This is a genomic window from Marinobacter suaedae (genome assembly GCF_030519635.1).
Taxonomy (GTDB): Bacteria; Pseudomonadota; Gammaproteobacteria; order Pseudomonadales; family Oleiphilaceae; genus Marinobacter; species Marinobacter suaedae.
Genome location: NZ_JAUMIS010000001.1, coordinates 342,045 through 366,448 on the forward strand (window position 1 = coordinate 342,045; position 24,404 = coordinate 366,448).

The 24,404-nt window shown below is 57.6% G+C and carries 24 protein-coding genes; 16 read left to right on the plus strand and 8 right to left on the minus strand.

The window, feature by feature from the left end:
• Nucleotides 1–81: 81 nt before the first annotated feature.
• The 12 genes from QVZ43_RS01470 (at nt 82) to yjgA (ending at nt 9,420) form a co-directional block, all read left to right on the plus strand.
• Nucleotides 82–1,062 carry a KpsF/GutQ family sugar-phosphate isomerase gene (locus QVZ43_RS01470; protein ID WP_302908597.1) on the plus strand — a complete coding sequence of 327 codons (981 nt, stop codon included), beginning with the start codon at nt 82–84 and terminating at the stop codon, nt 1,060–1,062.
• A complete protein-coding gene (locus tag QVZ43_RS01475) occupies nt 1,062–1,631 on the plus strand; it encodes a KdsC family phosphatase (protein ID WP_302908598.1) in 570 nt (189 codons plus the stop codon). The genes QVZ43_RS01470 and QVZ43_RS01475 overlap by 1 nt, the downstream gene beginning before the upstream one ends.
• Nucleotides 1,628–2,302: an LPS export ABC transporter periplasmic protein LptC gene (lptC, locus tag QVZ43_RS01480; protein ID WP_338140880.1), complete on the plus strand. Its 675-nt coding sequence runs from the start codon at nt 1,628–1,630 to the stop codon at nt 2,300–2,302. Before QVZ43_RS01475 ends, lptC begins: the two co-directional genes overlap by 4 nt.
• Nucleotides 2,286–2,843: a lipopolysaccharide transport periplasmic protein LptA gene (gene lptA, locus QVZ43_RS01485; protein ID WP_302908599.1), complete on the plus strand. Its 558-nt coding sequence runs from the start codon at nt 2,286–2,288 to the stop codon at nt 2,841–2,843. Before lptC ends, lptA begins: the two co-directional genes overlap by 17 nt.
• Complete coding sequence (gene lptB / locus QVZ43_RS01490; RefSeq protein ID WP_223793993.1) at nt 2,821–3,546, plus strand: LPS export ABC transporter ATP-binding protein; 726 nt, start codon at nt 2,821–2,823, stop codon at nt 3,544–3,546. The genes lptA and lptB overlap by 23 nt, the downstream gene beginning before the upstream one ends.
• Before the next feature lie 155 nt (nt 3,547–3,701).
• The gene (locus tag QVZ43_RS01495) at nt 3,702–5,231 is read left to right on the plus strand and encodes an RNA polymerase factor sigma-54 (RefSeq protein ID WP_302909628.1); all 1,530 of its coding nucleotides are present in this window, start codon (nt 3,702–3,704) and stop codon (nt 5,229–5,231) included.
• Between the two features lie 112 nt (nt 5,232–5,343).
• Nucleotides 5,344–5,652: a ribosome hibernation promoting factor gene (gene hpf / locus QVZ43_RS01500; protein ID WP_223793995.1), complete on the plus strand. Its 309-nt coding sequence runs from the start codon at nt 5,344–5,346 to the stop codon at nt 5,650–5,652.
• Nucleotides 5,653–5,736: 84 nt separating this feature from the next.
• Nucleotides 5,737–6,207 carry a PTS IIA-like nitrogen regulatory protein PtsN gene (ptsN, locus tag QVZ43_RS01505; protein WP_223793996.1) on the plus strand — a complete coding sequence of 157 codons (471 nt, stop codon included), beginning with the start codon at nt 5,737–5,739 and terminating at the stop codon, nt 6,205–6,207.
• Nucleotides 6,208–6,237: 30 nt separating this feature from the next.
• Nucleotides 6,238–7,122 carry an RNase adapter RapZ gene (gene rapZ, locus QVZ43_RS01510; RefSeq protein ID WP_302908600.1) on the plus strand — a complete coding sequence of 295 codons (885 nt, stop codon included), beginning with the start codon at nt 6,238–6,240 and terminating at the stop codon, nt 7,120–7,122.
• A gap of 7 nt (nt 7,123–7,129) precedes the next feature.
• Nucleotides 7,130–7,399: an HPr family phosphocarrier protein gene (locus QVZ43_RS01515; protein ID WP_302908601.1), complete on the plus strand. Its 270-nt coding sequence runs from the start codon at nt 7,130–7,132 to the stop codon at nt 7,397–7,399.
• 94 nt (nt 7,400–7,493) lie between these two features.
• A complete protein-coding gene (gene mgtE, locus QVZ43_RS01520; protein WP_223793999.1) occupies nt 7,494–8,855 on the plus strand; it encodes a magnesium transporter in 1,362 nt (453 codons plus the stop codon).
• Nucleotides 8,856–8,889: 34 nt separating this feature from the next.
• Nucleotides 8,890–9,420, plus strand: coding sequence for a ribosome biogenesis factor YjgA (gene yjgA / locus QVZ43_RS01525; RefSeq protein ID WP_302908602.1), 531 nt, complete (start codon nt 8,890–8,892; stop codon nt 9,418–9,420).
• A 21-nt stretch (nt 9,421–9,441) separates the two neighbouring features.
• Here yjgA and QVZ43_RS01530 read toward each other — a convergent pair whose 3' ends face one another.
• The 7 genes from QVZ43_RS01530 to QVZ43_RS01560 are packed head-to-tail and all read right to left on the minus strand — an operon-like array spanning nt 9,442 to nt 18,632.
• Nucleotides 9,442–10,284: a carbon-nitrogen hydrolase family protein gene (locus QVZ43_RS01530; RefSeq protein ID WP_302908603.1), complete on the minus strand. Its 843-nt coding sequence runs from the start codon at nt 10,282–10,284 to the stop codon at nt 9,442–9,444.
• 11 nt (nt 10,285–10,295) lie between these two features.
• Nucleotides 10,296–14,057, minus strand: coding sequence for a YhdP family phospholipid transporter (locus QVZ43_RS01535; RefSeq protein ID WP_302908604.1), 3,762 nt, complete (start codon nt 14,055–14,057; stop codon nt 10,296–10,298).
• 40 nt (nt 14,058–14,097) lie between these two features.
• The gene (gene rng / locus QVZ43_RS01540) at nt 14,098–15,576 is read right to left on the minus strand and encodes a ribonuclease G (protein WP_223794003.1); all 1,479 of its coding nucleotides are present in this window, start codon (nt 15,574–15,576) and stop codon (nt 14,098–14,100) included.
• A 2-nt stretch (nt 15,577–15,578) separates the two neighbouring features.
• Nucleotides 15,579–16,175: a Maf family protein gene (locus tag QVZ43_RS01545; RefSeq protein ID WP_302908605.1), complete on the minus strand. Its 597-nt coding sequence runs from the start codon at nt 16,173–16,175 to the stop codon at nt 15,579–15,581.
• Nucleotides 16,176–16,177: 2 nt separating this feature from the next.
• Nucleotides 16,178–16,654 carry a rod shape-determining protein MreD gene (gene mreD, locus QVZ43_RS01550; protein WP_302908606.1) on the minus strand — a complete coding sequence of 159 codons (477 nt, stop codon included), beginning with the start codon at nt 16,652–16,654 and terminating at the stop codon, nt 16,178–16,180.
• Nucleotides 16,654–17,559 carry a rod shape-determining protein MreC gene (gene mreC, locus QVZ43_RS01555; RefSeq protein WP_338140889.1) on the minus strand — a complete coding sequence of 302 codons (906 nt, stop codon included), beginning with the start codon at nt 17,557–17,559 and terminating at the stop codon, nt 16,654–16,656. The genes mreD and mreC overlap by 1 nt, the downstream gene beginning before the upstream one ends.
• Nucleotides 17,560–17,588: 29 nt before the next feature.
• Nucleotides 17,589–18,632 carry a rod shape-determining protein gene (locus tag QVZ43_RS01560; protein WP_223794006.1) on the minus strand — a complete coding sequence of 348 codons (1,044 nt, stop codon included), beginning with the start codon at nt 18,630–18,632 and terminating at the stop codon, nt 17,589–17,591.
• A gap of 252 nt (nt 18,633–18,884) precedes the next feature.
• Between QVZ43_RS01560 and gatC the strand changes: the two genes are divergently transcribed.
• Genes gatC through gatB form a run of 3 tightly spaced genes read left to right on the plus strand, consistent with a single transcriptional unit; the run spans nt 18,885 to nt 22,133 of the window.
• Nucleotides 18,885–19,172: an Asp-tRNA(Asn)/Glu-tRNA(Gln) amidotransferase subunit GatC gene (gene gatC, locus QVZ43_RS01565; protein ID WP_302908607.1), complete on the plus strand. Its 288-nt coding sequence runs from the start codon at nt 18,885–18,887 to the stop codon at nt 19,170–19,172.
• Between the two features lie 29 nt (nt 19,173–19,201).
• The gene (gene gatA / locus QVZ43_RS01570; protein ID WP_302908608.1) at nt 19,202–20,659 is read left to right on the plus strand and encodes an Asp-tRNA(Asn)/Glu-tRNA(Gln) amidotransferase subunit GatA; all 1,458 of its coding nucleotides are present in this window, start codon (nt 19,202–19,204) and stop codon (nt 20,657–20,659) included.
• A 22-nt stretch (nt 20,660–20,681) separates the two neighbouring features.
• Nucleotides 20,682–22,133, plus strand: a complete 1,452-nt coding sequence (gene gatB / locus QVZ43_RS01575; protein WP_302908609.1) for an Asp-tRNA(Asn)/Glu-tRNA(Gln) amidotransferase subunit GatB — start codon at nt 20,682–20,684, stop codon at nt 22,131–22,133.
• Nucleotides 22,134–22,204: 71 nt separating this feature from the next.
• On the opposite strand, the gene rimO is transcribed toward gatB, so the two are convergent.
• Nucleotides 22,205–23,551 (minus strand): 30S ribosomal protein S12 methylthiotransferase RimO, encoded by a 1,347-nt coding sequence (rimO, locus tag QVZ43_RS01580; protein ID WP_302908610.1) that lies wholly within the window; start codon nt 23,549–23,551, stop codon nt 22,205–22,207.
• Between the two features lie 270 nt (nt 23,552–23,821).
• Here rimO and QVZ43_RS01585 point away from each other — a divergent pair, with 270 nt between their 5' ends.
• On the plus strand, nt 23,822–24,277 hold the full coding sequence (locus tag QVZ43_RS01585; RefSeq protein WP_223794011.1) for a PilZ domain-containing protein: 456 nt from the start codon (nt 23,822–23,824) through the stop codon (nt 24,275–24,277).
• Nucleotides 24,278–24,404 lie beyond the last annotated feature (127 nt).

Genomic DNA, 24,404 nt, shown 5'->3' on the forward strand with positions numbered 1-24,404 from the left:
TTGGACTAGTTTCCGGGCGGCGCATCACCACTTGATTGACGTACATCCATACCCACGCAAGCAGACCAGGCAAGGATCCCGATGACTGAAACGAGCCCCAAGGATTTTCGCACATCCGCACTGCAGGCCATCCGAATTGAACGCCAGGCCATCGAGGCTCTTGAAGAACGCATTGATGATGAGTTCATCAAGGCCTGCGAAGTCATCATGCAGTGCAAGGGGCGCGTCGTCGTTACCGGGATGGGGAAATCCGGACACATAGGCAACAAAATTGCCGCAACACTGGCCAGCACAGGCACCCCGGCCTTTTTCGTACACCCGGGCGAGGCCAGTCACGGCGATCTGGGCATGATTACCAGTCAGGATGTCGTGATCGCCATCTCGAATAGCGGCAATACCAGTGAGGTGGTGACTATCCTGCCCCTGATCAAACGCATGGGCGCCCCCCTGATCAGCATGACCGGCAACGCGTCGTCCACGCTGGCCAAGGAGGCCGTGGCCAACCTGGACGTCAGTGTACAGACCGAAGCCTGCCCTCTGGGCCTGGCCCCCACTTCCAGCACCACGGCCACACTGGTGATGGGAGATGCACTGGCCGTGGCGCTACTGGGAGCCCGCGGCTTCAGCGCCGAGGAATTTGCCTTCTCTCACCCTGGCGGCAGCCTGGGACGGCGGCTTTTGCTGCATGTCTCAGACATTATGCATGTCGGCGACCGGATTCCCCGAGTCCAGGAAGGCACCCCCTTAAGCGGCGCGCTGCTGGAGATTTCCCGCAAGGGGCTGGGCATGACCACGGTTCTGGACGCACGGGGCAAACTGACCGGTGTATTCACCGATGGTGACCTGCGACGCACCCTCGACAAGAACCTTGATGTGCACACGACACCTATCGAAGACGTCATGACTCGCAACGGCAAAACAATCGAGGCCGACCATCTGGCTGCCGAAGCGCTGAACATCATGGAAGAAATGAAGATCAACGCGCTGCCGGTCACCAATGCACAAGGTGAACTGGTTGGCGCTATCAACATGCACGACCTTCTGCGGGCGGGAGTCATCTGATGCCGGAGACAACGCATCCAATGGCTGACCTGTGGCCCGAAGCCCTGAAGAAAAAGGCGGCACCTATCCGGCTCGCGGCCTTTGATGTCGATGGCATCATGAGCAACGGCAGGCTCTACTTCAGCGCCACAGGCGACGAGCTCAAAGGCTTCAACATTCTTGATGGACTGGGCCTCAAGCAGCTCATGGCCGCCGGAATCACGGTGGCGGTTATTACCGGGCGGCGCTCGGCGCTCACCGAGAAACGCATGAATGACCTGGGCATCACTCACCTGATGCAGGGGCGTGAGGACAAAAAAGTGGCCTTGCAGGAACTGGTCAGCACCATGGATGTGCTACCGGAACAAATTGCCTATATGGGCGACGATCTGCCTGACCTGCCAGCCATTCGCTTCGCGGGCCTGGGCATCACCGTACCCAATGGCTACTGGCTGGCCCAGAAACACGCCGATTACTGTACCCGGGCAGCAGGTGGCGAAGGCGCCGTCCGCGAGGCCTGTGACCTGATTCTGGCATCGCAGAACAAACTGGACGAGGCACTGGCAAAATACCTGGAACCGGACGCATGACCTCAGGAACCTCATCCCAGCAAAACAATCAGGACTCCGCTCCGGATTACGATCCGGACAACGCTGATGGTGGCCTGATCGCACTGCTCACACTGGAAAACCGCCCCTGGCTTCGCACCCTGGCACTGATCGCAACCATCGGCGCGACCATATTCCTGTTGTGGCGCAGCGACGAACCCACCATGTCCAGCAACGACCGGGCCGATCTGCGAGGCACCCGGGAACCGGACGGCTTTGTGGTCAACGGCAGTTATACCTCGTACAACGAATCCGGCGAGCTGGAAATCCAGCTCACCAGCCCGCGGATCGAGCAATTCGAAGAAGGCAACCTGGCCACTGTCGAAGCGCCAAAAGCAAACATATTTGGCGAACAGGGCGACACCTCCCCCTGGCAAATCGAGGCCGAAAACGGCAGCCTTCTTCAGAACGAAGGTATTCTCTATCTGACCGGCAATGTCCGTGTGTTCCAGCAACTGGGTGAGCGAGACATCACACTTACCACGGAATCACTCACACTGGACAACGATCTTGGTATTGTTTACACCGATGCGCCGGTCACCATAGCCGACAAAACCGGTGTGACCCGCGCAAATGGCATGCAAGCATGGATCGACGAACGTATTGTGGAACTCAAATCCCAGGTGGAAGGACGTTATGAAACTGGCAAATAAGCGGCTCCGAGGGGCGCTGGCAACCACTCTTTTGCTGACACTCGCAGGCCCTGCTGCCGCCTTCACCCTGGACTCCGACGAGCCCATCACCGTCAGCGCCGACAGCGCCCGACTGGATGACGGGCAAGGCATCGCAGAATACAACGGCGCCGTGGAACTGATTCAGGGCAAGACCCGACTGACCGCAGACAAAGTGATGCTCTACCGCTCCGGAGACGACCTCAACCGGGTGGAAGCCACCGGCAGCCCGGCCCGATACCAGCAGCCCGCCCGGGACGGCTCGGGCGAAACCGACGCAAGGGCACTCAGCATTACCTGGTCTGCCACGGACAATCAGCTTACGTTCGAACGGGAAGCCGTGATCCAGCAAAACGGGAACCTGTTCCGAGGCGACGTCATTCATTATGATACCGTCCGTCGAGTCGTCACCGCCGAGGGTGGCGCCGAGACCACGACAGGCGGCGGGCGCGTCGAAATGATTATTCAGCCACGTAGCACCAGCAACAGACAGGGATCCGATGGCAGTTCTGAGAGCCAGTAATCTGGCGAAAAGCTACAAACAGAAAAAAGTGGTGATTGACGTCTCGCTGGAAATTCGCAGCGGCGAGATCGTCGGCCTCCTGGGGCCGAACGGCGCGGGCAAAACGACCTGTTTTTACATGATCGTGGGCCTCGTGCCCGCCGACCGGGGCCGAATCGCCATTGATGGCCAAAACATCACACCGTTGCCCATGCACGGACGCGCGCGAAAAGGTATTGGATACCTGCCGCAGGAGGCATCCGTGTTTCGCAAGCTGTCGGTCCGGGACAACATCATGGCCATCCTGGAAACCCGCAAACGGTTGAGCCGCAGCGAGCGTGAACACAAACTGGAAGAACTGCTGGAAGAGTTCCACATCACCCACATTCGGGACAGCGTTGGCATGGCCCTTTCCGGGGGCGAACGCCGACGCGTGGAGATCGCCCGGGCGCTGGCCATGGAGCCCGCCTTTATTCTGCTTGATGAGCCCTTTGCCGGGGTCGACCCCATCTCCGTGAGTGACATAAAGCACATCATCCGCCACCTCAGGGACAAAGGCATTGGCGTGCTGATCACCGACCATAACGTCCGGGAAACACTGGACATCTGTGAAACCGCCTACATCGTATCGGGCGGCCATATCATTGCCTCTGGAAACGCCGAGAGCATTCTCGCCAACCAGCAGGTGAAGGAAGTCTATCTGGGCGATGAATTCCGCCTGTGACTCATGGCATCCAATTGTTTTGGTACTCGCTACCAAGTAAACTCGGCAAAGAACTTGCTAGACCGCGTACTCTGCAAACGCTGGTCGTGTATAGATTTTTACGACACATTCCGTAATCGCGTGAGCTGATGAGTAACGGATCCTGAACCATGGTGATGAAAGCCTCTTTACAGTTAAAGCTGGGTCAAAGCCTGACCATGACGCCCCAGCTTCAACAGGCGATCCGGCTACTACAGCTATCTACCCTCGATCTCCAGCAAGAGATCCAGCAGGCTCTGGAATCCAACCCCATGCTGGAGACGTCGGAAGATGACGAACAGCATCCGGACACCGCCAGCAACGACGCTGACAATTCCCAAAACGATACCGAAGCTGACGTTACGGCAGACGCCTCGTCCGAGGCTGAGCAAGACTGGGACGAACCCGATCCCGGCCCCGACTGGTCGACCGAAAACGAGGCTCCCGACAACATTCCGGATGACCTGCCCGTCGACACAGCCTGGGACGATATCTACCAGTCTGCCCCAGCACCCGCTGCCCGAAACGACGACGAAAACGATCACGACTTCGAGACACGAAACTCGCCCACAGAAACCCTGCAGGATCACCTTGAGTGGCAGCTCAACCTCACCCCACTGAGTGAAAGGGACAGCGCTGTAGCCCACGCACTGTTGGATGCCGTGGATGACCGCGGCTACGTCACCAGCCCACTGGAAGAAATTCACGCCGGCCTGCTGGAAGAGGAAGACGAGGACCCACTGGAACTGGACGAAGTGGAAGCGGTTCTGCATCGCCTGCAGCATTTCGATCCGCCCGGCGTATTTGCCCGCGACCTTCAGGAATGCCTGCTGATCCAGCTGAACCAGCTTCCGCCCGAAACCCCCTGGCTCGCCCAGGCCCGTCTGGTGATTACTCACTACATCAACCTGCTTGGCAATCGGGATTACGCACAACTGCTGCGCAGGAGCCGGCTGAAAGAGGACCAACTTCGGGAAGTATTGGCGCTCATTACCAATCTGAATCCACGCCCCGGCGATTCCATTGACCGGGCGGAACCGGATTATGTGATTCCAGACGTAATTGTCAGGAAACACAGCGGTCGCTGGCGCGTGGAGCTTAACCCTGAAATCGCACCGCGCATCCGCGTCAATGCAAGCTATGCTTCCCTTATAAAGCGAGCGGACAGCAGTGCTGACAACACCTACCTCCGGGATCAGCTGCAAGAGGCCAAATGGTTCATCAAAAGCCTGCAAAGCCGGAACGAAACCTTGCTGAAGGTCGCCACGCGCATTGTGGAGCACCAACAAGGCTTTCTCGATCAGGGCGAAGAGGCCATGAAACCTCTGATCCTGTCAGACATTGCGCAGGCCGTCGAAATGCATGAATCGACGATTTCCAGGGTGACGACGCAAAAATATATGCACACCCCACGGGGCATTTTCGAACTCAAGTACTTCTTCTCCAGCCATGTCAGTACCGATGAGGGTGGGGAGTGTTCTTCGACCGCCATCCGTGCAATGATCAAGAAACTGATTGCTGCAGAAACACCGAAAAAGCCGTTGAGCGATAGTAAAATTGCGGCCATGCTAGGAGAACAGGGCATCAGGGTGGCGCGACGCACGGTAGCCAAGTACCGGGAGGCCATGCATATTCCGCCGTCCAACGAGCGAAAACGACTGGTTTAGGGGCATTCGGTCTGCAAGGGCAGCCCCTGAACATTTCTGCTGGTGCAGAACACCGCACCAGCGCTCAGCCCGGCCCCAGTTTGGGCCGGCATGATGACAACAGGAGACGCCTATGCAACTCAACATTTCAGGCCATCATGTAGAACTGACTCCCGCACTGAAGGATTACGTTTCAGAGAAATTCGAAAAACTGGAACGGCACTTTGACCACATCAACAATTGCCAGGTCACTCTGGAGGTGGAAAAGGTGCGCCAGCTGGCGGAAGCAACCATGCATGTGGTTGGCGGTGAAATTCACGCAAAGGCTGAAAACGAGGACATGTACGCGGCAATCGATGCCCTGATCGATAAGCTTGACCGCCAGATCCTCAAGCACAAGGAAAAGAACGTAGACCGTAAGCACGGTAACGGCTCCCGGTAGCGACCGGATCCGTGAACAACAGCGAATCGCGCTGCGGCCAGGGTATCCTGCCGCAGCTTTTTTTAACCGACATGCAGTCGATCCATGAGCGACACATCCCTGACAATCGATAACATCCTTTTGCCCGAACTTTCCCTGTGCAGGATTCCTGCATCGAGCAAGAAACGGGTACTGGAGTCTATTGCCGAGCAAATTCACCAGCACGACGCCACGCTCAACGCAACGCAGATTTTCAACAACCTGGTGGCACGGGAGCGCCTTGGCAGCACCGGCATTGGCCAGGGCATCGCCATTCCCCACTGCCGACTGGAAGGCCTCGATCATGTCATCGGTGTTCTGGTAACACTGGAACAAAGCATTGATTTCGACGCCATCGACAACCAGCCTGTCGATCTGGTTTTTGCCCTGATCGTGCCAAAGGAAGCAACCAGCGAGCACCTCGAACTGCTGAGCCAGCTGGCGGAGAAGTTCAACGATCGTGCATTTTGCGACCGGCTTCGCCAGTGCGAAGCGTCCGGCACCCTCTACCAGCACATGACCGCCGGAAACCCGTAATCATTCATCGACAGGGGAGGCTGAGAAACCATGAAACTGATTATCGTCAGTGGCAGGTCTGGTTCCGGTAAAAGTACAGCGCTCCATGTACTGGAAGATCTCGGCTACTACTGCATCGACAACTTGCCAATCGGTCTGCTGTTCCCGCTGACTCAGGAAGCCACCGAGCATGCGACACCGGGCAGGCTCAGCAAAATGGCCGTGAGCATTGATGCCAGGAACCTGTCCGGGGAACTGAGCAACTTCGAGGATATATACCGCCAGCTGAAATCGACAGCCCTCCAGGTTGAGATCATTTTCCTCGATGCGGACGAACAGTCGTTACTCCAGCGCTTTCACGCTACCAGACGCAAACATCCACTGAGCGATGATAAAACGTCCCTCCGGGAAGCCATTCACAACGAAAAAAACCTGCTGGAACCCCTATCCAAACTGGCCGATCTCTATATTGACACCACCGGCACGTCGATTTACGAACTGCGCGACATGGTCAAGCAACGCGTGGTCGGACGTAAAGACCAGGAACTGGCGCTGCTCATCCAGTCCTTTGGTTTCAAGCATGGCGTTCCGCTGGATTCGGATTATGTCTTCGATGTGCGCTGTCTGCCCAACCCCTACTGGGATCACAGCCTGCGCAACTACACCGGTCTGGACCAACCCGTTATCGATTTCCTGGAGCAGGAGCCAGCCAGCCGAAAAATGGTGGATGACCTGATCGGATTTCTGGAGAACTGGCTGCCGGCGTTTGCTGACAGTAACCGCAGTTACATGACCATTTCCATTGGCTGCACCGGTGGCCAGCATCGCTCGGTGTTTGTCAGCGAACAGCTGTGCCAGCATTTTCGACGTCGCTACGGCAACGTTCAGGTAAGGCATTCAGAACTGCCTCATCTGCAACTGCCTGACAACAACTGATCTGGATATGATTCGGCGCCCTATCACCATCATTAACAAGCTTGGTCTCCATGCCCGTGCCACTGCCAAGCTGGTGGCCACTGCCTCGGAGTTCGACAGCAACGTGCGAATTCACGGCAAAGGCCGGGAGGTGGATGCCAAGAACATCATGCAAGTCATGATGTTGGCCGCCAGCCAAGGCACCGAAGTCGAGGTGGTGGCCGATGGCCCGGACGAAGAAGCTGCAGTGGATGCCTTAACCGCCCTCATCAACGACTATTTCGGCGAGGGTGAGTAAGGCTACGTTACGTGCCAGATTTACCTGAACGTCCCCCTCACCAAGACGCCCTAACTCCGCTATAATGCAGGGGTTTTCTGACTGCAGGTAATCCATGACAGACATACTGGAAAAAAGTCAGGCTCGCCAGCGGCTACGCTCCCTGAGCGAAGCCCTAGACAGCGGATCCCTGAAGCAGGTCGCCCGTATCCTGAATGGCGGCCTGAGCCCCAGTGATATTGCCCACCTTCTGGAATCGTCCCCTCCTCGCCAGCGCGCCCTGCTCTGGAATCTGGTGGACAAACAGCTCGAAGGTGAGGTTCTCCAGTACCTGAGCGATGACATCCGGGGTTACTTCCTGAGCCAGCTGAACGTTCAGGAACTGGCCGACATCATCGAGGACTTCGAGTCCGATGACCTCGCCGACTTGCTTCAGCAACTTCCTGATACGGTCATCCAGGAAGTGCTCGACACCATGGATGAGCAGGACCGCCAGCGGGTCGAGGAAGTCCTGTCCTACCCGGAGGACACCGCCGGCGGCCTGATGAACACGGACACCATTACGGTCCGTCCGGACATCAGTATCGACGTTGTCCTTCGTTACCTGCGCCGTCACCGCAACCTACCCCCCATGACCGACAGCCTGATCGTGGTCAGCCGTCGGGATGACTTCATCGGCATGTTGCCGATTACCACCATGCTGGTGTCCAACCCGGCTTCCACCGTCCGGGAAGTGATGGACACAGACATCGAGCCGATACCGGTGGAACTGCAAGACACCAAGGTAGCGACACTGTTCGAGCGCTACGACCTGATCTCGGCGCCAGTGGTCAATGATGATGGCAAGCTACTGGGCCGAATCACCATTGATGACGTCGTCGATGTTATTCGGGAAGAGGCCGACCACTCCCTGATGAGCATGGCGGGTCTGGATGAAGACGAAGATACCTTTGCTCCGGTCTGGAAAACCACCCGCCGGCGCGCCGTATGGCTGGGCATTAATCTGATCACAGCCTTCATTGCCGCCGGTGTCATCGGCCTGTTTGAAGAGACCATTTCCAAGGTCGTTGCCTTGGCGGTCCTTATGCCGATTGTTGCCAGCATGGGCGGCATCGCCGGTAGCCAAACCCTGACCCTGGTTATCCGCGGCATGGCTGTCGGCCAGATCAGCGGCGCCAATGTGGGCTGGCTGTTAAACCGGGAATTCCTGTCCGGGGTATTGAATGGGCTGTTCTGGGCCCTGGTGGTGGCCGCCGCGGCCGCCCTCTGGTTCAACGATATGCTGATCGGTGCCATCATTGCCGCCGCACTGGTCATTAACCTGGTTGCAGCGGCTCTGGTTGGAACGGTTTTACCCCTGTTTCTCAAATCCAGGAACATTGACCCGGCACTGGCCGGCAGCGTTATCCTGACGACTGTCACCGATGTGGTGGGTTTCATGGCGTTCCTTGGCCTGGCCACCATCTTTTACGGCTAACGGACAGCCTCTGACCCGAGTATACGGATCCATCATGAGCGAACACGATTCCTACGAAGACGACGAGTTTGGAAAAAGTAAATCCCAGCTCAAGCGAGAAATGCAGGCACTGCAGGACCTTGGTAAACGAATGCTCGAACTGAGCCGCGACCAGCTGGACACACTGCCAATCAGCGAAACCCTCAAATCCGCCGTGGCAGAGTCCCACCGGATCCGCCAGCATGAGGCCCGGCGACGTCACTTGCAGTACATTGGCAAAGTCATTCGCCGTGAAGATGATCCCGATGGTATCAAGCGGGCGATTGATGCATTCGACGCCGGTAGCGAAGAACACACCCGCCGGCATCATTTGGCCGAACGCTGGCGCGATCGTATGATTTCCGAAGGCGACAGTGCTGTCGGGGAGTTTTTCAGCTATTGCCCGACCTCCGACCTGCAGCACCTCCGTAATCTGGCCCGTAACGCCCGCAAAGATCTGGAAAAAGAGAAGAACACGGGACAGGCGAAGAAGCTGTTCCGCTACCTGCGAGAATGCATTGACGACGCCGAAGCCGCAAATCCCTGAGAAATCAGTGCAGCCACTGCCTTAAAGCCGGCGATGCTCCCATACGGGCATCCGCTTTCTCAGCTCCGTTAACTGCTCCATATTCAGATCTCCGGAGACAACACCCGGACCCTCCTGATCCCGTTCAGAGACTACCCTGCCCCAAGGATCGCAGATCAGTGAGTGGCCATAGGTTTTGCGCCGCTCACTGTTCTGCCCGCCCTGGTTGGGGGCCACGATCCACAACTGGTTTTCGATGGCACGCGCCCGAATCAGAGCGTGCCAGTGCGCCTCGCCTGTCTGCCAGGTAAAGGCACTGGGAAGGCAGGCCCAAGTGGCACCTTTCTCTCGAAGTGCGCGGAACAGTTCGGGGAAGCGCAGGTCGTAACAAATCGCCATACCAAGAACACCCGCCGGTGTGTCCACCGTTACAACCTGGTCACCCGGCTCGAAGGTATCCGATTCCCGGTACTGGCCGTGGGCGTCCTCAACCATCGCGTCAAACAGGTGGATTTTGTCGTAGCGAGCCACCTGGCGCCCGTTGGCGTCATAAACCAGGCAACTGGATCGGACCCGGTCGTCAATGCGCGAACCGTCGGGCCTGGTGGCGACGGGCAGTGAGCCGCCGACAATCCATATGCCTAATTCCCTGGCCCGGTCAGCCAGAAAACGACGGATCAGACCATCACCCTCAACTTCCCGATTGCCACAACGGATCATCTGGTCGGTAGCCAATACCGCAAAATTTTCTGGCAGAACAGCAACAGCCGCGCCCTTCGCGGCGGCCTGTTCGAGCAGCCGGCCGGCCTCTTTCAGATTGACGTCGATATCGCGGCCGCTGACCATTTGAATGGCTGCCACTCGTTGAGACTGTGCTGCTGTCATAACCCCTCCTGTTACTGGCCGGTATCAAAGACCCGTTGAAGTGAAACCTCTGGATTATCCCAGGTACCGCCGACACGGTAGGTGGCACTGGTCAGCTTGCTGAGCGGGTCTCCAAGGACTTTATCCAGGACAAAAAGAGCCCCACCGATCGGGGCACCCGCCCCCATCAACAGGGCCGCCAGCGGCAGGTTCTGAGTCAAGGGAAGCACAACCACCAGCTTCATATCCAGGCTTTCCTGCACCATGTTGGTAGCACCTACTAGCCGGAAGGCACCCGAAGGCCCAACTACCTGAAGCTCCGGGTCCAGCGTGAGCAACCCCTCTGTGATCTGAGCCTGCCCGGAAATCGCATCGAATGCCACACCACGCTCATAAAGGTCTGAAAAATCCAGTTTCAAACGGCGCCAGAGCGTGTCGGCATTGAGCAGGTTGAACACCCGGAACAACTGAGCGGTATTGTTTTGTTCCAGTATGACCCCTTCGTCAAGCCTGAGCTGGACCGATCCACTCAGTCGCCTGATGCCGAACTCGTCCGGCCGGCCGGGCCAGTCAACATCGAGCTCGATGTTGGTTGTTTTGTTGGTGAGCGGTACATCGTAGCCCAGGAGTGGACCCAGATCGTTCAGCGCCCCGCCCGAAATCTGCCCGTTGAATCGCGTGGTTTCACGCGCACCGACAATACTCCAGACCATATCGCCCACAACAGTCAGCGAACTCAGCCTCCCTTCGATGCCTTCAACACTCAATCGCTCGGCTTCCGGACGCAGACGAAAAGCCCAGGAGCCCACCGACTCAGCATCAAGTTGCAGATCGGCGATCGTGACATCGATGTCTGGCCAGTCGCCCATTCCCAGTGACCGGAAGGCTTCGAGCTGCTCTTCCAAGGTTAGCAGGCTTCTGGCATTGTCTTCGTCATTGTCGCCACGCCTGAGTCTAAGCGTCTCGATGTCGGCCACCACAATGCCTTGTTCCGGCACAACCAGTCGCCCCTCCACCCGCTCCGAGCGAGCATCAATGATCCACCGATCCTCCAGAGCCGTTGCTTCGAGCTGGATATTTTCGAGACGCTGGTCCTTGAGATACAGGTGCTTCACGTTGAGATCCAGCCCTGAGTCCCTGAAAAGCAGGGAAAAGGCCGCGCGATTCTCCCAATCGGCGATAATCTCAATTCCACCGTCGGCCCCGGGGTTCACGATGGCTTTCAGGGGCGCAACCTCATCGGCAGTCTTGCCCAGCGCACCAGGCCAGTCCAGAGCCACCCCCCTCAGACCGGAACGCAGGCTCACTCCCGGACTGGGGTTGTCCCCCATCTTCAGTTCGGCCACATAGGAAACGGTTCCGCTTACCCCGAAACCCGCACCCTCGTCGCGCCCGGCGAGACGAAACAGGTCCGGCACAGACATCTGTCCCCACTGACGCACGGAAACGCCCGAGTCGTTTGCGGATGAGGCCAGGGTGATCTCTACCGGTTGGCCGAGAAACCGGGCACTCAAACCCAGGCCAGAAATACCGGATTCGGTCTGGTAGCTAATTTCACCAGTGATACCCTGCCACGCCAGATCAGCAATGGGATAACGCACCGAGCCCGACTCGGTCTTCACCTGCAGGTCGACGACTGGTTCCGCTTCAGTGCTTAACGGCAGCGCGATCGACAGTGCCATCTGGTAATCGCCGTCAATATCCAATTCAGCAGCCCGCTCGGAAGCGATTTCCCCGAGCGGGCTGTTTTTCAGCCAGAAGCCAATCGCTTCACCGGGAAATTCTCCGGCAGCGTTCACACGTACCACCGTGTCGCCGTCTTCAGAGGCAACCTGGACGTCACTCGGTTCAAGCGTGATGCCCCCGGTGCGAGCCGAATCCAGGCTCACGTTGGTTACCCCGTCCTGCACAACCACCCGCCCACTGGCTCCGGACACCACGGGCCAGCGTTCGTGATAGGCCACGGTCGCTTTGTCAAAGCCGAATTCCATTGAAGACTCAAAGGAGCCCTTGGCCGCCAGGGCGCCAATCTGGCCGCTGCCCCGGTAATAACCGGAAATATTATCTGCTGTTTGGATGGCCTCGGTCAGCCAGTCGTAGAGACCCGGGTTGAGGGGTTTATCCGGTAAAAATGCGGACAGCGTCTGCTCATTGCCATTCGCGACACCAATATCGAGTTCCAGCCCGGTCGGCTCCTCGGGTGCCTTGGCCAGCTCAAAAGCGCCGGTAAAGCGGGTGTCTTTCCCATAATGTAGATTCAGGTTCTCGGAGAACACCCGGAACCCTGTGTTATCGAATTGCCACGACACGCGACCGTTGAACCCTGGAAATAACCACCCTTGGCTATACAGCCCCGGGAAAGCCATGCCGACTGGCCCATCCTCGCTGGTAAGGTCAACATATCCCGCTTCACGATCCAGCCAGAGCTGACCCGCCACGCCACTCAGGGCCGGAGCGCCACCGAACGCCTCGACACGCACGTCTCGCAGCTGCCCCCCGAACTCAAAGCTGCTTTGCGGGTCTTTGGGAAACCAGAGCGTAACCCCGTCAAGAAACCCCTCCGGTCGATAATTGACCAGTGCGTTTGAAGCGGGTTCTGGCAGGACGGGAAGCGCCGACAGCAGGCGCTGTATGGGCCCGAGGGGCAACGCATTGGCACTGGCCAGCAGGCCGTTTTCAGACGGAACCATACTCAGGCTGAATGGTGACACCTTGTCTGCGTTCCACTGCCACTGAAGTTCCTGAAGGTGCCACTCGCCAGGCTGTTCTGACACATCGGCCGCTTCGCTCCCGGAGGCCACCGAAGACAGGGGGTGCCCCGATCGCCGCCAGCCAAATCGCGCCTGTATATTTTCGATGGGCGCCAGGGATTCGTTACCAACCGATAGCTGAAGATAAGGAGTATTGAGACGTCCGTTAACCTGCTGAACCTCGCCATCCTGAAAGGTAAGCCAGGCCTCGCCACCCAGATCGACACCTTCAACCCGAATGTCGCGCCATTCGTACTCGTCGATCAAGGCGTCGAAAAGGCGACCGGACTGCACATCCAGATACAGTTGACCGGTAAAATCGCCTCTAAAGAAATGCCGGCCAACCAGACGGAAACTGGCCAACTGCTCGGTCGCCCCCGATCTGATCGCCCGCCCGGAGGCACGGAACAGGCCGTCGCGATAAACCAGATCAAGCTGTGGGACGTCGACGTGACGCAACTCGCCCTCGCTGTCTTTCAGCGACAGGCTGAGGCGCGTCACCTTCGCATAGGGCTCGGACAACCATTCACCGGCCAGCTGCAATAATCGATTTAGCCGGTTGTTTACTGGCTCGGGCAGCTCGGCCCCGCGAACCCTCAATTCGCCTTCATTCGACTGCCGAAGGGCTAGCTCAACACCGTCCAGCTCAAAGTCTTCGAACACCACCCGCCAACGAAGCAGGGATGACAAAAAATCAAAGCGAATCCGGAAATACTCGATCTGTGCCAGTGAGTCGTCGGAGTCGGGTCTGCGAACGACAACGTTGCGAGCGGTAAAGGAAGGATCAAGCCAGAACCAGCGGGAAGATAATTGCTCGATGGATACCTGATGGCCGAGACGGGCCGAAAGCTCGGATTCAAGGTCTGCGGTGTATCTGTCGACATTACTCGTCAACTGCCGGCCAACTCCGGCATAGAGCGCCAGCAGCACCAACACCGTGAGTAACAGCCACCAGATGACGCTCGATAAGCGGGCAGCAAACCTCAGTGCAGGCCTCGGGGAAGTCTGCTCGGCAGCCCTGTTTTCCGAACCGGTGGCGGACATTTGACTCCCCTAACCCAGCGGCCAGCCCGTCAGCCTCGCGTCAGAGCAGAACCACATCGTATTGCTCCTGGCTATAGAAGGGTTCCACCTGAAAGCGAATCGTTTTACCAATAAACGTCTCCAGATCGGCGACGTTGTCAGACTCCTCATCCAGCAGGCGATCAACCACGCTCTGGGAGGCCATCACCAGGTAGCTTTCCGCGTCATAGGCCCGATTCACCCGGAGAATTTCCCGGAACACCTCGTAACACACGGTTTCGCTGGTCTTGAGGAAGCCCCGTCCATCGCAGATCGGGCACGGTTCGCAGAGCACCTGGCCCAGGCTTTCCGTGGTCCGTTTGCGGGTCATCTCCACCAGTCCCAGCTCCGATACGCCGGTGATTTTGGTCTTGGCGTGGTCACGCTCGAGCATCTTCTCGAGCATCCTGTGGACCTGACGCTGATGCTCCGGATCTTCCATGTCGATAAAATCAATAATGATGATACCGCCGAGGTTACGTAGTCTCAGTTGGCGACTGATGGATCTGGCCGCTTCCAGGTTGGTCTTGAAAATGGTTTCCTCAAGATTCCGGTGCCCCACGAAGCCGCCGGTATTGATGTCGATGGTGGTCATTGCTTCAGTCTGGTCGATGATGACGTAGCCACCGGATTTCAGCTGCACCTTGCGACTGAGGGCCTTCTGGATTTCATCTTCCACCGAGTACAGATCAAAGATCGGACGCTCACCGGGGTAATACTCCACCTTGTTGGAAAACTCGGTGACAAACTCCTGGACGAACTCCATGACCCGCTGATGGCTCTCCCGGCTATCGATGCGGACCTTTTCCGTCTGCGGCCTGATCAGGTCCCGGATGGTACGGATAAACAGGGGAAGGTCCTGATAAATGACCGCCGGCTCCTTCACCCTGGAGATTCGCTCCTGAATGGACTGGCTGAGCCGATGCAGGTATGCCATGTCTCCGATCAGGTCCTCGGGTGAGGCGCTTTCGGCGGCGGTACGGATGATATAACCGCCCTGCACCTCGGTCTCTTCGGCGGCAGCCTGTTCCACCAGTTCCTTCAGGCGAGTGCGTTCGGCTTCGTCCTCAATCCTCTGGGAAATCCCGACATGGGATACGCCGGGCATGAAGACCAGATAGCGGGAGGGAATCGATAACTGCGTCGTCAGCCGGGCACCCTTGGTACCAATCGGATCCTTGGTGACCTGGACCACCAGTGACTGCCCTTCCCGGAGCAGTGTGCGAATGTCAGGCACAGTCTTCGGGGAGTCGTTAGTATCTTCAGAGGAGTTCTGGGAGATCACGTCAGAAGCATGAATAAAGGCGGCTCGTTCGAGGCCGATATCGACAAATGCCGCTTCCATCCCGGGAAGCACCCTGACCACCTTGCCCTTGTAGATATTTCCGACGATGCCCTTGCGGCTGGTGCGTTCGATGTATGCCTCCTGCAGCATACCGTTTTCCACCAGGGCGACCCGGGTTTCTACCGGCGTCACATTGATCAGGATTTCTTCACTCATCTTCAGTTCTCCAGACTGATTGGCCAGCGCTTCCACACGGGATAACCTGCTTGCTCCAGCAGGCCGGCAGTTTCCTGCAACGGCAGGCCAACCACCGCACTGTAACTACCCCTGAGTTCTCTGACAAAAATACCACCAAGACCCTGAATTCCATAGCCTCCAGCCTTGTCCATCGGTTCACCGCTGGCGATATAGGCGTCGATCTCTCCCTCCGACAGAGTACGAAACTCGACATCCGTCACCACCACCAGAGAGCGGCACCCGGATTTACTGACCAGCGCGACTGACGTCATGACCTGATGGGAACGACCGGAAAGCCTCTTGAGCATGGTCCGGGCCTCTGACTGATCGTGAGGTTTGCCAAGAATACGATCATCCAGCACGACCGACGTATCCGAACCCAGTACCAGGGCATCCGGGTAATCGCTAAAGACCGCCAGGGCTTTTTCTCTGGCCAGACGCTCCACGTAGGTGTCGGGGCGTTCTCCACTGTTCGGTGTTTCGTTCACATCCGCCGGTTGCACCGTGAAGGACACGCCCATTTGCTGCAGGAGTTCAGACCTGCGAGGGGATGCTGAGGCAAGAACGACAGCGCACATGGTTAACCCAATCTGCGATTGATGTTATCCAACAGCACACAGACCACCGGCCAAACCAGCGCGCCAGTCACCGCCGGCCAGAGATAACTAAAGCCTGCATCCTGGGCGCCCAGCATCTGCTTGATAAAGTGAACCAGCATCTGGTTGATGCCCAGCAACAGGAAGACCATCAGGCATTGCTGGGGAATGGGATACATGCGTAAACGCTGATGAACCGTCAGGACAAGGAAAGCCACCAGCGCCATGGCCATGGCATTAACCCCCAGAGGCGTGGCTTCAAGTACATCGAGCAGCAGCCCCAGACACCAGGCCAACACAATCCCGAACTGGGCCGGCGCCCGGAAGGTCCAGTAGAACACAATCAAGCCAAGCCATTCTGGCCGGTAGGCGAGCCAGTCCACCGGAAAAAGAGAAATGCTCAGTACCAGGGCGATCAGCACGGATACAGCAAACACCGGATAACTGATTACTGACAACATCAGCTTTCACCCTCCGGACTTGTACTGTCGCCGGCAGCCGGTCCGACCCCGGTCCCGCTACCACCTTCGGAATCATTCAGGTCTGCTTTGGGCACCTCAGGCTGGAACACCACCAGAATCAGTCGGCTCTGATTTAACTCCGCCTTCGGCCGGGCCTCGATGGAGACAAAAGGCTCGCCGGGTTCTTTGGTAATTCGCGCAACTTCTGCCACCGGGTACCCTCTCGGGAAACGCCCTCCCAGCCCGGAACTGACCAGGAGGTCACCTTCGCGAATATCCGCCGTGTCGGGCACATGAACCAACTCAAGGGTATCCGGATTACCGGTCCCCAGGAGAATTGCCCGCAGCCCATTGCGAACCAGTTCAACCGGTACCGCATGACTGCTGTCTGATACCAGAATAACCCGGGACGTCACCTGACTGGTCTGGACCACCTGCCCCATCAAACCATGGGCATCCAGTACCGCCTGGCCTTCGATAAGACCGTCGCTCGAACCTTTATTGATAATGATTTCGTGGGAATAGGGGTCCGGGGAGATACCCACCACTTCACCGAGGATGGTTCGGTCGTCCAGCACACGGGACGAGTTCATCAGTCGCCGCAGTTCGGCGTTCTCCGATGCCAGAGCGGCGTATTTCAGGGCCCGGCGTTCCAGAATCAGGAGCCGAGCTTTGAGATCTTCGTTTTCCTGCTGCAAGTCTTCTGTGCTGACAAACAGACCAGAGAACCAGTCACTGAGCTGCTGTGGCGCATTGCCAAGCCAGTAGACTGGGGCCAGCCCGGTTCCGAGGGTATTACGGACCGTCGAGAGCTTATCAAAACGGGCATCGGCAACCACAAGGGCTGCCGACAGGATAATGATGAACAGAAGTCGTAAGCCGGGAACCGGACCCTGAACGAAGATGGTCTTAATGGTAATTCCTCCCTACGGGCTTATCCCTCCTGGGAGAACATTCCAATGCCACCCTTGTCAATCAACTCAAGCGCCTTGCCGCCGCCCCGGGCCACACAGGTCAGCGGATCTTCAGCGATGATCACCGGCAGCCCGGTTTCTTCACTCAGCAGCTTGTCCAGCCCCCGCAACAGCGCACCACCGCCAGTCAGCACAATGCCGCGCTCGGCAATATCAGAGGCCAGCTCCGGGGGAGACTGCTCAAGGGCGCTCTTAACCGTTTGCACGATCTGCGCCAGGGACTCCTGCAACGCGTCCAGAATTTCTTCGCTGTTCAGTGTAAACGCACGGGGTACACCTTCGGCCAGGTTGCGCCCGCGCACATCGATTTCGCGAATCTCCAGACCTTCGTAGGCACAACCAATCTCATGCTTGATGCGTTCTGCGGTGGTATCGCCGATCAGGCTGCCGTAGTTACGGCGCACATAGGTAACGATGGCTTCGTCGAACTTGTCACCACCCACGCGAACCGATTCTGCATACACAATGCCGTTGAGGGAAATGATGGCGATCTCTGTGGTGCCGCCACCGATATCAACGATCATGGAACCGCTGGCTTCTTCCACCGGCAGCCCGGCGCCAATCGCTGCCGCCATAGGCTCCTCAATCAGGAAAACTTCCCGCGCGCCCGCGCCCAGAGCCGACTCTCGAATGGCCTTGCGCTCAACCTGGGTTGACTTGCTCGGTACACACACAAGAACTCGAGGACTGGGTGTAATAAAGCTGTTCTCATGCACCTTATGAATAAAGTGTTGCAGCATTTTTTCAGTCACCACGAAGTCAGCAATCACACCGTCCTTCATCGGACGGATGGCAGTGATGTTCCCCGGCGTACGTCCCAGCATGCGCTTCGCTTCAGCACCCACGGCGGCGACCATCTTCTGGGAATTGCTGGTCCGAATTGCCACCACCGATGGCTCATTCAGCACAATCCCGCGCTCGCGCACATAAATAAGGGTGTTGGCGGTACCCAGATCAATCGACAGATCGCTGGAAAACATGCCTCGGAGTTTCTTGATAAACATTCGCGTTGTTTCAACCTGAAAGTTGTGGTGGCAAAAATATTGCGGCAACTTTAGCAGTGAGCACCCCGGCAGGCAAGGCAGTAAAACCCCTGAAACCTAACGATTTACCCATACTCCGGCACCTTTGATCCTGCCGCTCTCGCCTGAATCTGTTACCATTATCGGTTTAATGCACCGGCTGCCTGCGCCAGCCACTTTCGTGTTACATCTCGTACGAATACCAATGACAGTTTAGATACTGGGAGACTTTGCGTGACCATTTCCCGTGAGAACATCGAAAAAGTCGCTGTGCTCGCCCGCATCCAAGTGGATGATGATCAGGTTTCAGCCCTGGAAAAAGACCTGGGCAATATCCTCGACCTGGTGGATCAACTCGGCGCCGCCGACACCGACGCCGTTGAGCCCATGGCCCATCCGCTGGACGCCGTTCAGCGCCTGCGCGCCGACGAGGTGACCGAAACAAACCAGCGGGAAGCCTTTCAGGCCACAGCCCCCGCCACTGAAGACGGGCTTTATCTCGTTCCCCGAGTCATTGAGTGATCTGACGAACAGCGACTTCAGGAATCAACATGCACAACAAAACCGTAGCAGAACTGGCCCGCGAACTGGACAGCGGCACCGTTTCAAGCCTGGAACTGACCCAGCAGCTGCTTGACCGTATCAAGAAAGAAGACGGCAAGTACAACAGCTTTATTACTGTCACCGAAGAACAGGCGCTGGCCGATGCCAGAGCGGCAGATGAACAACGCGCCGCAGGGAACGCGACGCCCTGGACCGGCATTCCGTTTGCCCACAAGGACATTTTCTGCACCAATGGTATTCGCACCACCTGCGGTTCCCGGATGCTGGAAAACTTCATTCCGCCTTATGACGCAACGGTAACGGAAAACTTCCGCAAGGCCGGCGCCGTGTGCCTTGGCAAAACCAACATGGACGAGTTCGCCATGGGCTCCTCCAACGAGTCCAGCTACTTCGGCGCGGTGACCAACCCGTGGGGCCTGGCGAACGGTGAAAAGCGCGTTCCCGGTGGCTCATCCGGCGGCTCTGCAGCCGCTGTGGCCGCGCGCCTGGCGCCCGCAGCCACCGCCACCGACACGGGCGGCTCCATCCGCCAGCCGGCCGCTTTGTGCGGGATCACCGGCCTCAAGCCCACTTATGGCCGGGTCTCCCGTTACGGCATGGTTGCCTTTGCCTCCAGCCTTGATCAGGGCGGCACCATGGCGCGGACGGCCGAAGACAACGCCATGATGCTTAATGTGATGGCAGGCTTCGATCCGAAAGACTCCACCTCCATTGAGCGGGACGTGCCGGATTACACCGCCACATTGAACGAACCGCTGAAAGGCCTGCGCATTGGCCTGCCGAAAGAGTACTTCTCTGACCAGCTCAGCCCAGCCATGGAAGAGCAGGTTCGTGCTGCAGTGCGCGAATACGAAAAGCTCGGAGCAACGGTCAAGGAAGTGTCCCTGCCCAATGCCAAGTTGGCAATTGCAGCCTACTACGTGATTGCGCCGGCCGAGGCCTCCGCCAACCTGTCCCGCTTCGACGGCGTGCGCTACGGCTACCGCTGCGAAGACCCGAAAGACCTCATGGATCTTTACACCCGGACCCGGGCAGAAGGCTTCGGTAACGAAGTGAAGCGCCGGATCCTGGTGGGCACCTACGCCCTGTCCCACGGCTATTACGACGCCTACTACCTGAAAGCCCAGAAAGTCCGTCGCCTGATCCAGCAGGATTTCGCCAACGCCTTCAAGGAAGTGGACGTCCTGATGAGCCCGGTATCGCCGTCACCCGCCTTCATACAGGGCGAGAAGACCAACGATCCGGTGACCATGTATCTGGAGGACATATTCACCATCGCCATCAACCTGGCGGGACTGCCAGCCATGTCTGTACCCGCCGGATTTGTCGATGGATTACCTGTCGGCCTGCAGATCATCGGCGACCATTTTGCCGAGGCAAGACTGCTCAACGCCGCCCACCAGTTCCAGCAGGTGACCGACTGGCACCAGCGTGAGCCGAAATAAGCCCGACAGAGGAGACGAACACATGCAGTGGGATATCGTGATCGGGCTGGAAATTCACGTTCAGCTCGCCACCCAGACCAAGATTTTCTCCGGCACCAGCACCGCTTACGGTGCCGAACCCAACACCCAGGCCAGCGCGGTCGACTTGGCCATGCCCGGTACGCTGCCGGTACCTAATGAAAACGCGTTTCGATACGCGGTAATGTTCGGCCTGGCGGTCAATGCCGAGATTGGCCGACGCTCGGTGTTCGAGCGGAAGAACTACTTCTACCCGGACCTGCCGAAAGGCTATCAGACGACGCAACTGGACAAGCCCATCGTCGGCCCTGGCTATGTGGACGTCGATCTGGCCAACGGCGAAACCAAGCGCGTACGCATTCACCACGCCCACCTGGAAGAGGATGCCGGCAAGTCCCTGCACGAGGACTACCACGGCATGACCGGTATCGACCTGAACCGGGCCGGCACGCCGCTGATCGAAGTAGTCACAGAGCCGGATATGAACAGCGCCGAAGAAGCGGTCGCCTTCGCCAGAAAACTGCACAGCATAGTGACGTCGCTGGGCATCTGTGATGGCGACATGTCCCAGGGCTCCATGCGCTTTGACGTGAACATCTCCCTGAAGCCGAAAGGTTCCGACACGCTTGGCACCCGCACCGAGACCAAGAACCTGAACTCCTTCCGCTTCATGGAACAGGCCATCGCCCACGAAGTCGAGCGGCAGATGGACATCCTGGAAGACGGTGGCAAGATCGAGCAGGAAACCCGGCTGTACAACGGCGACCGCGACGAATCCCGCTCAATGCGCACCAAGGAAGAAGCCAACGACTATCGCTACTTCCCCTGCCCGGACCTGCTACCCATCGAAATCGACGACAGCTTTATCGAGGATGCCCGTGCACGTCTGCCGGAACTTCCGGACGCCCGAAAGGCGCGCTTCAAGGATCAGTATGGTCTGAACGATTACGACGCAAGCCTGCTGAGCAGCGATGCCAAACTGGCAAGCTTCTTCGAGGAGGCAGCGGCCCACGGCAAGGATGCGAAACTGACGGCCAACTGGATTCAGGGCGAGTTTTCAGCCCGACTGAAGGCCGAAGAGAAGACCGTCACCGAGTCTCCCATCTCCGGCGCCCAGCTTGGCGACCTGGTGGTGCGCATTGCCGACAACACCCTGTCGTCGGCGGGCGCCAAGAAGGTCTTCGAAGCACTCTGGACCGGCGACGGCGACAATGTGGATGCCATCATCGACGCCAAGGGCCTGAAACAGGTATCCGATACCGGTGCTCTGGAAGCCATGGTGGATGAAGTTCTGGCCGGCATGCCGGATCAGGTGGCCCAGTTCCAGAATGAAGAGGACCCGAAGAAACGCAAGAAGATGCTCGGCGGGTTTATGGGGCCCCTGATGAAAGCCTCCAAAGGCCAGGGCAACCCGAAACTGTTCAACGAGATTCTGCTGAAGAAACTCGGCGGGTAACTCTTACTTCAGAGAGCAAAACGGGCGCCCTATGGCGCCCGTTTTCGTTTACTACAAGCCGACCTTCGCCCTTAATGCACGAGACTCGCCCACAGATCGTGCTCGTCCGCGTGCTCCACCACGGCCTTCACGATCTGCCCCGGCTCCAGGTCGGTTTCTTCGTTGAGGTAGACCATACCATCGATTTCCGGCGCGTCCGCCTTCGAACGACCAATAGCGCCCTCTTCGTCCACCTCATCAATCAATACGTCAATCGTCTGACCGATCTTGGACTGCAGGCGGGCGGCAGAAATTTCAGCCTGCTTCGCCATAAAACGCTCGAGTCGCTCTTCTTTGACGTCTTCGGGAACCGCCCCCTCCAGTTCATTGGCGCGGGCACCTTCAACGGGGCTGTACTTGAACGCGCCAACGCGATCCAGTTGCGCCTCTTCCAGCCAGTCCAGCAGATACTGGAAATCCTCCTCCGTCTCGCCAGGGAAACCAACAATGAAGGTGGAGCGAATAGTCAGCTCCGGGCAAATTTCCCGCCATTTTCGGATGCGATCCAGCGTCTTGCTGTCATGCGCCGGTCGCTTCATGGCCTTGAGGACTTTCGGACTGGCATGCTGGAACGGGATATCGAGATAAGGAAGAATCTTTCCTTCAGCCATTAAAGGAATGATGTCGTCCACATGGGGGTATGGGTACACGTAATGGAGACGCACCCAGACGCCCATCTCCCCCAGCGCCTCGCACAATGCCTGCATCTTGGTCTTGAGCGGGCGCCCTTGCCAGAAACCGGTGCGGTATTTGATATCAACACCATATGCCGAGGTGTCCTGCGAGATGACCAGCAACTCCTTTACCCCGGCATCCACCAGGCGCTTGGCCTCATCCATGACGTCGCCAATCGGCCGGCTGACCAGATCACCGCGCATGGAGGGGATGATGCAGAAGGTGCAACGATGGTTGCAGCCCTCAGAGATTTTCAGGTAGGCGTAATGCCGTGGCGTCAGCTTCACCCCCTGAGGCGGAACCAGATCGACAAACGGATCGTGCTTTTTCTGGGGCGGCACATACTGATGGACCGCACCAACAACCTCCTCGTAGGCCTGCGGGCCGGACACCGCAAGCACACCCGGGTGGGTATCCCGAATTCGGTCGGCTTCCACGCCCATACACCCGGTGACAATCACCTTGCCGTTTTCATTCATCGCCTCGCCGATCGCATCCAGGGACTCCTGCTTCGCAGAGTCGATGAAGCCGCAAGTATTCACTACCACCACATCAGCATCATCATAAGTGGGCACAACCTCGTAGCCATCCTGCCGAAGCTGGGTCAGGATACGTTCGGAATCCACCAACGCCTTGGGGCATCCAAGGCTGATAAAGCCAACCTTTCCACTGCCAGTGTCGGTATCGCGAGATTTTTCTGTCATAACCAAACTGAGTCCCCGGAGTTTTTCGCAAACTCCCGAATGAATGAAAACGCCGATTTTACCCCACCATGGAACCACACTGCAGCACGCATCGTCCTTAAAGCGGATGCGTAAAGACCACTAATCGAAAAATTCCCATCGGTGTGCATTTTTGTGAATCCATGTTCATTTTTTTGCAGCAAATCTGACACAATGGGCGACACGAATCTTGCCGTGCGCACATCAAACATCTAAACTTTTCGAGCCTAAGCGTCTCTCCGGATGGGATTTATGGGAAAGGCAGAGTCCATTAAAACCAGTCACGCCAATCGAGTAACCATGAAACCAGTTGCCATTAAAAGTAATCTTCGGAACCAACAGCGGGTCGACGTCAAGTTCGACATTGCCGTAGAAACCGAAAGTGGCGACAAACTGACATGCACGACAATTAACCTGTCACGCTCGGGCGTGATGATCTCCTGCAACCGGGGAGACATCAAAAAGCTGATCCCAACCCAACAATCCCCGGCCCCGGGCCACTGGATAGCGGTCAAGACTGCCTTCTCGGTTCCCGTTTTGGCGCACCAACCCGTCAGCGTGGTGGCCGACTGCAATATCGTGCATATGCGCCGCGTTGCTCGAGATGAATTTCATCTCGGCATTAACTTCTCCGAATTTGAAGGCAACGGATTCGATTACGTGGACCGTTACGTAGCCGAGCTACTGGCCGACTCCAAGACCATCTGATAACCCGCCCAACCTCCTAATCTGCTCTACGCAGCTATATTTTTATAACCCAAACATCTACTTGGGCACCTTATTATTCCTCGCACCCCTCTGATATACTCGGGCTCTCAAACATCTGGCAGGCCTG

What these genes read in the sequence shown, in the direction of transcription:
- QVZ43_RS01470 (WP_302908597.1), top strand. Translation starts at nt 82, where the DNA reads ATGACTGAAACGAGCCCCAAGGATTTTCGCACATCCGCACTGCAGGCC.
- QVZ43_RS01535 (WP_302908604.1), bottom strand. Translation starts at nt 14,057, where the DNA reads ATGTCCGCCACCGGTTCGGAAAACAGGGCTGCCGAGCAGACTTCCCCG.
- QVZ43_RS01585 (WP_223794011.1), top strand. Translation starts at nt 23,822, where the DNA reads ATGGGAAAGGCAGAGTCCATTAAAACCAGTCACGCCAATCGAGTAACC.
- yjgA (WP_302908602.1), top strand. Translation starts at nt 8,890, where the DNA reads ATGAGCGAACACGATTCCTACGAAGACGACGAGTTTGGAAAAAGTAAA.
- gatB (WP_302908609.1), top strand. Translation starts at nt 20,682, where the DNA reads ATGCAGTGGGATATCGTGATCGGGCTGGAAATTCACGTTCAGCTCGCC.
- QVZ43_RS01560 (WP_223794006.1), bottom strand. Translation starts at nt 18,632, where the DNA reads ATGTTTATCAAGAAACTCCGAGGCATGTTTTCCAGCGATCTGTCGATT.
- QVZ43_RS01530 (WP_302908603.1), bottom strand. Translation starts at nt 10,284, where the DNA reads ATGACAGCAGCACAGTCTCAACGAGTGGCAGCCATTCAAATGGTCAGC.
- lptA (WP_302908599.1), top strand. Translation starts at nt 2,286, where the DNA reads ATGAAACTGGCAAATAAGCGGCTCCGAGGGGCGCTGGCAACCACTCTT.
- gatA (WP_302908608.1), top strand. Translation starts at nt 19,202, where the DNA reads ATGCACAACAAAACCGTAGCAGAACTGGCCCGCGAACTGGACAGCGGC.
- rimO (WP_302908610.1), bottom strand. Translation starts at nt 23,551, where the DNA reads ATGACAGAAAAATCTCGCGATACCGACACTGGCAGTGGAAAGGTTGGC.
- QVZ43_RS01495 (WP_302909628.1), top strand. Translation starts at nt 3,702, where the DNA reads ATGAAAGCCTCTTTACAGTTAAAGCTGGGTCAAAGCCTGACCATGACG.
- QVZ43_RS01515 (WP_302908601.1), top strand. Translation starts at nt 7,130, where the DNA reads ATGATTCGGCGCCCTATCACCATCATTAACAAGCTTGGTCTCCATGCC.
- lptC (WP_338140880.1), top strand. Translation starts at nt 1,628, where the DNA reads ATGACCTCAGGAACCTCATCCCAGCAAAACAATCAGGACTCCGCTCCG.
- mgtE (WP_223793999.1), top strand. Translation starts at nt 7,494, where the DNA reads ATGACAGACATACTGGAAAAAAGTCAGGCTCGCCAGCGGCTACGCTCC.
- QVZ43_RS01475 (WP_302908598.1), top strand. Translation starts at nt 1,062, where the DNA reads ATGCCGGAGACAACGCATCCAATGGCTGACCTGTGGCCCGAAGCCCTG.
- ptsN (WP_223793996.1), top strand. Translation starts at nt 5,737, where the DNA reads ATGAGCGACACATCCCTGACAATCGATAACATCCTTTTGCCCGAACTT.
- mreD (WP_302908606.1), bottom strand. Translation starts at nt 16,654, where the DNA reads ATGTTGTCAGTAATCAGTTATCCGGTGTTTGCTGTATCCGTGCTGATC.
- hpf (WP_223793995.1), top strand. Translation starts at nt 5,344, where the DNA reads ATGCAACTCAACATTTCAGGCCATCATGTAGAACTGACTCCCGCACTG.
- rng (WP_223794003.1), bottom strand. Translation starts at nt 15,576, where the DNA reads ATGAGTGAAGAAATCCTGATCAATGTGACGCCGGTAGAAACCCGGGTC.
- QVZ43_RS01545 (WP_302908605.1), bottom strand. Translation starts at nt 16,175, where the DNA reads ATGTGCGCTGTCGTTCTTGCCTCAGCATCCCCTCGCAGGTCTGAACTC.
- lptB (WP_223793993.1), top strand. Translation starts at nt 2,821, where the DNA reads ATGGCAGTTCTGAGAGCCAGTAATCTGGCGAAAAGCTACAAACAGAAA.
- rapZ (WP_302908600.1), top strand. Translation starts at nt 6,238, where the DNA reads ATGAAACTGATTATCGTCAGTGGCAGGTCTGGTTCCGGTAAAAGTACA.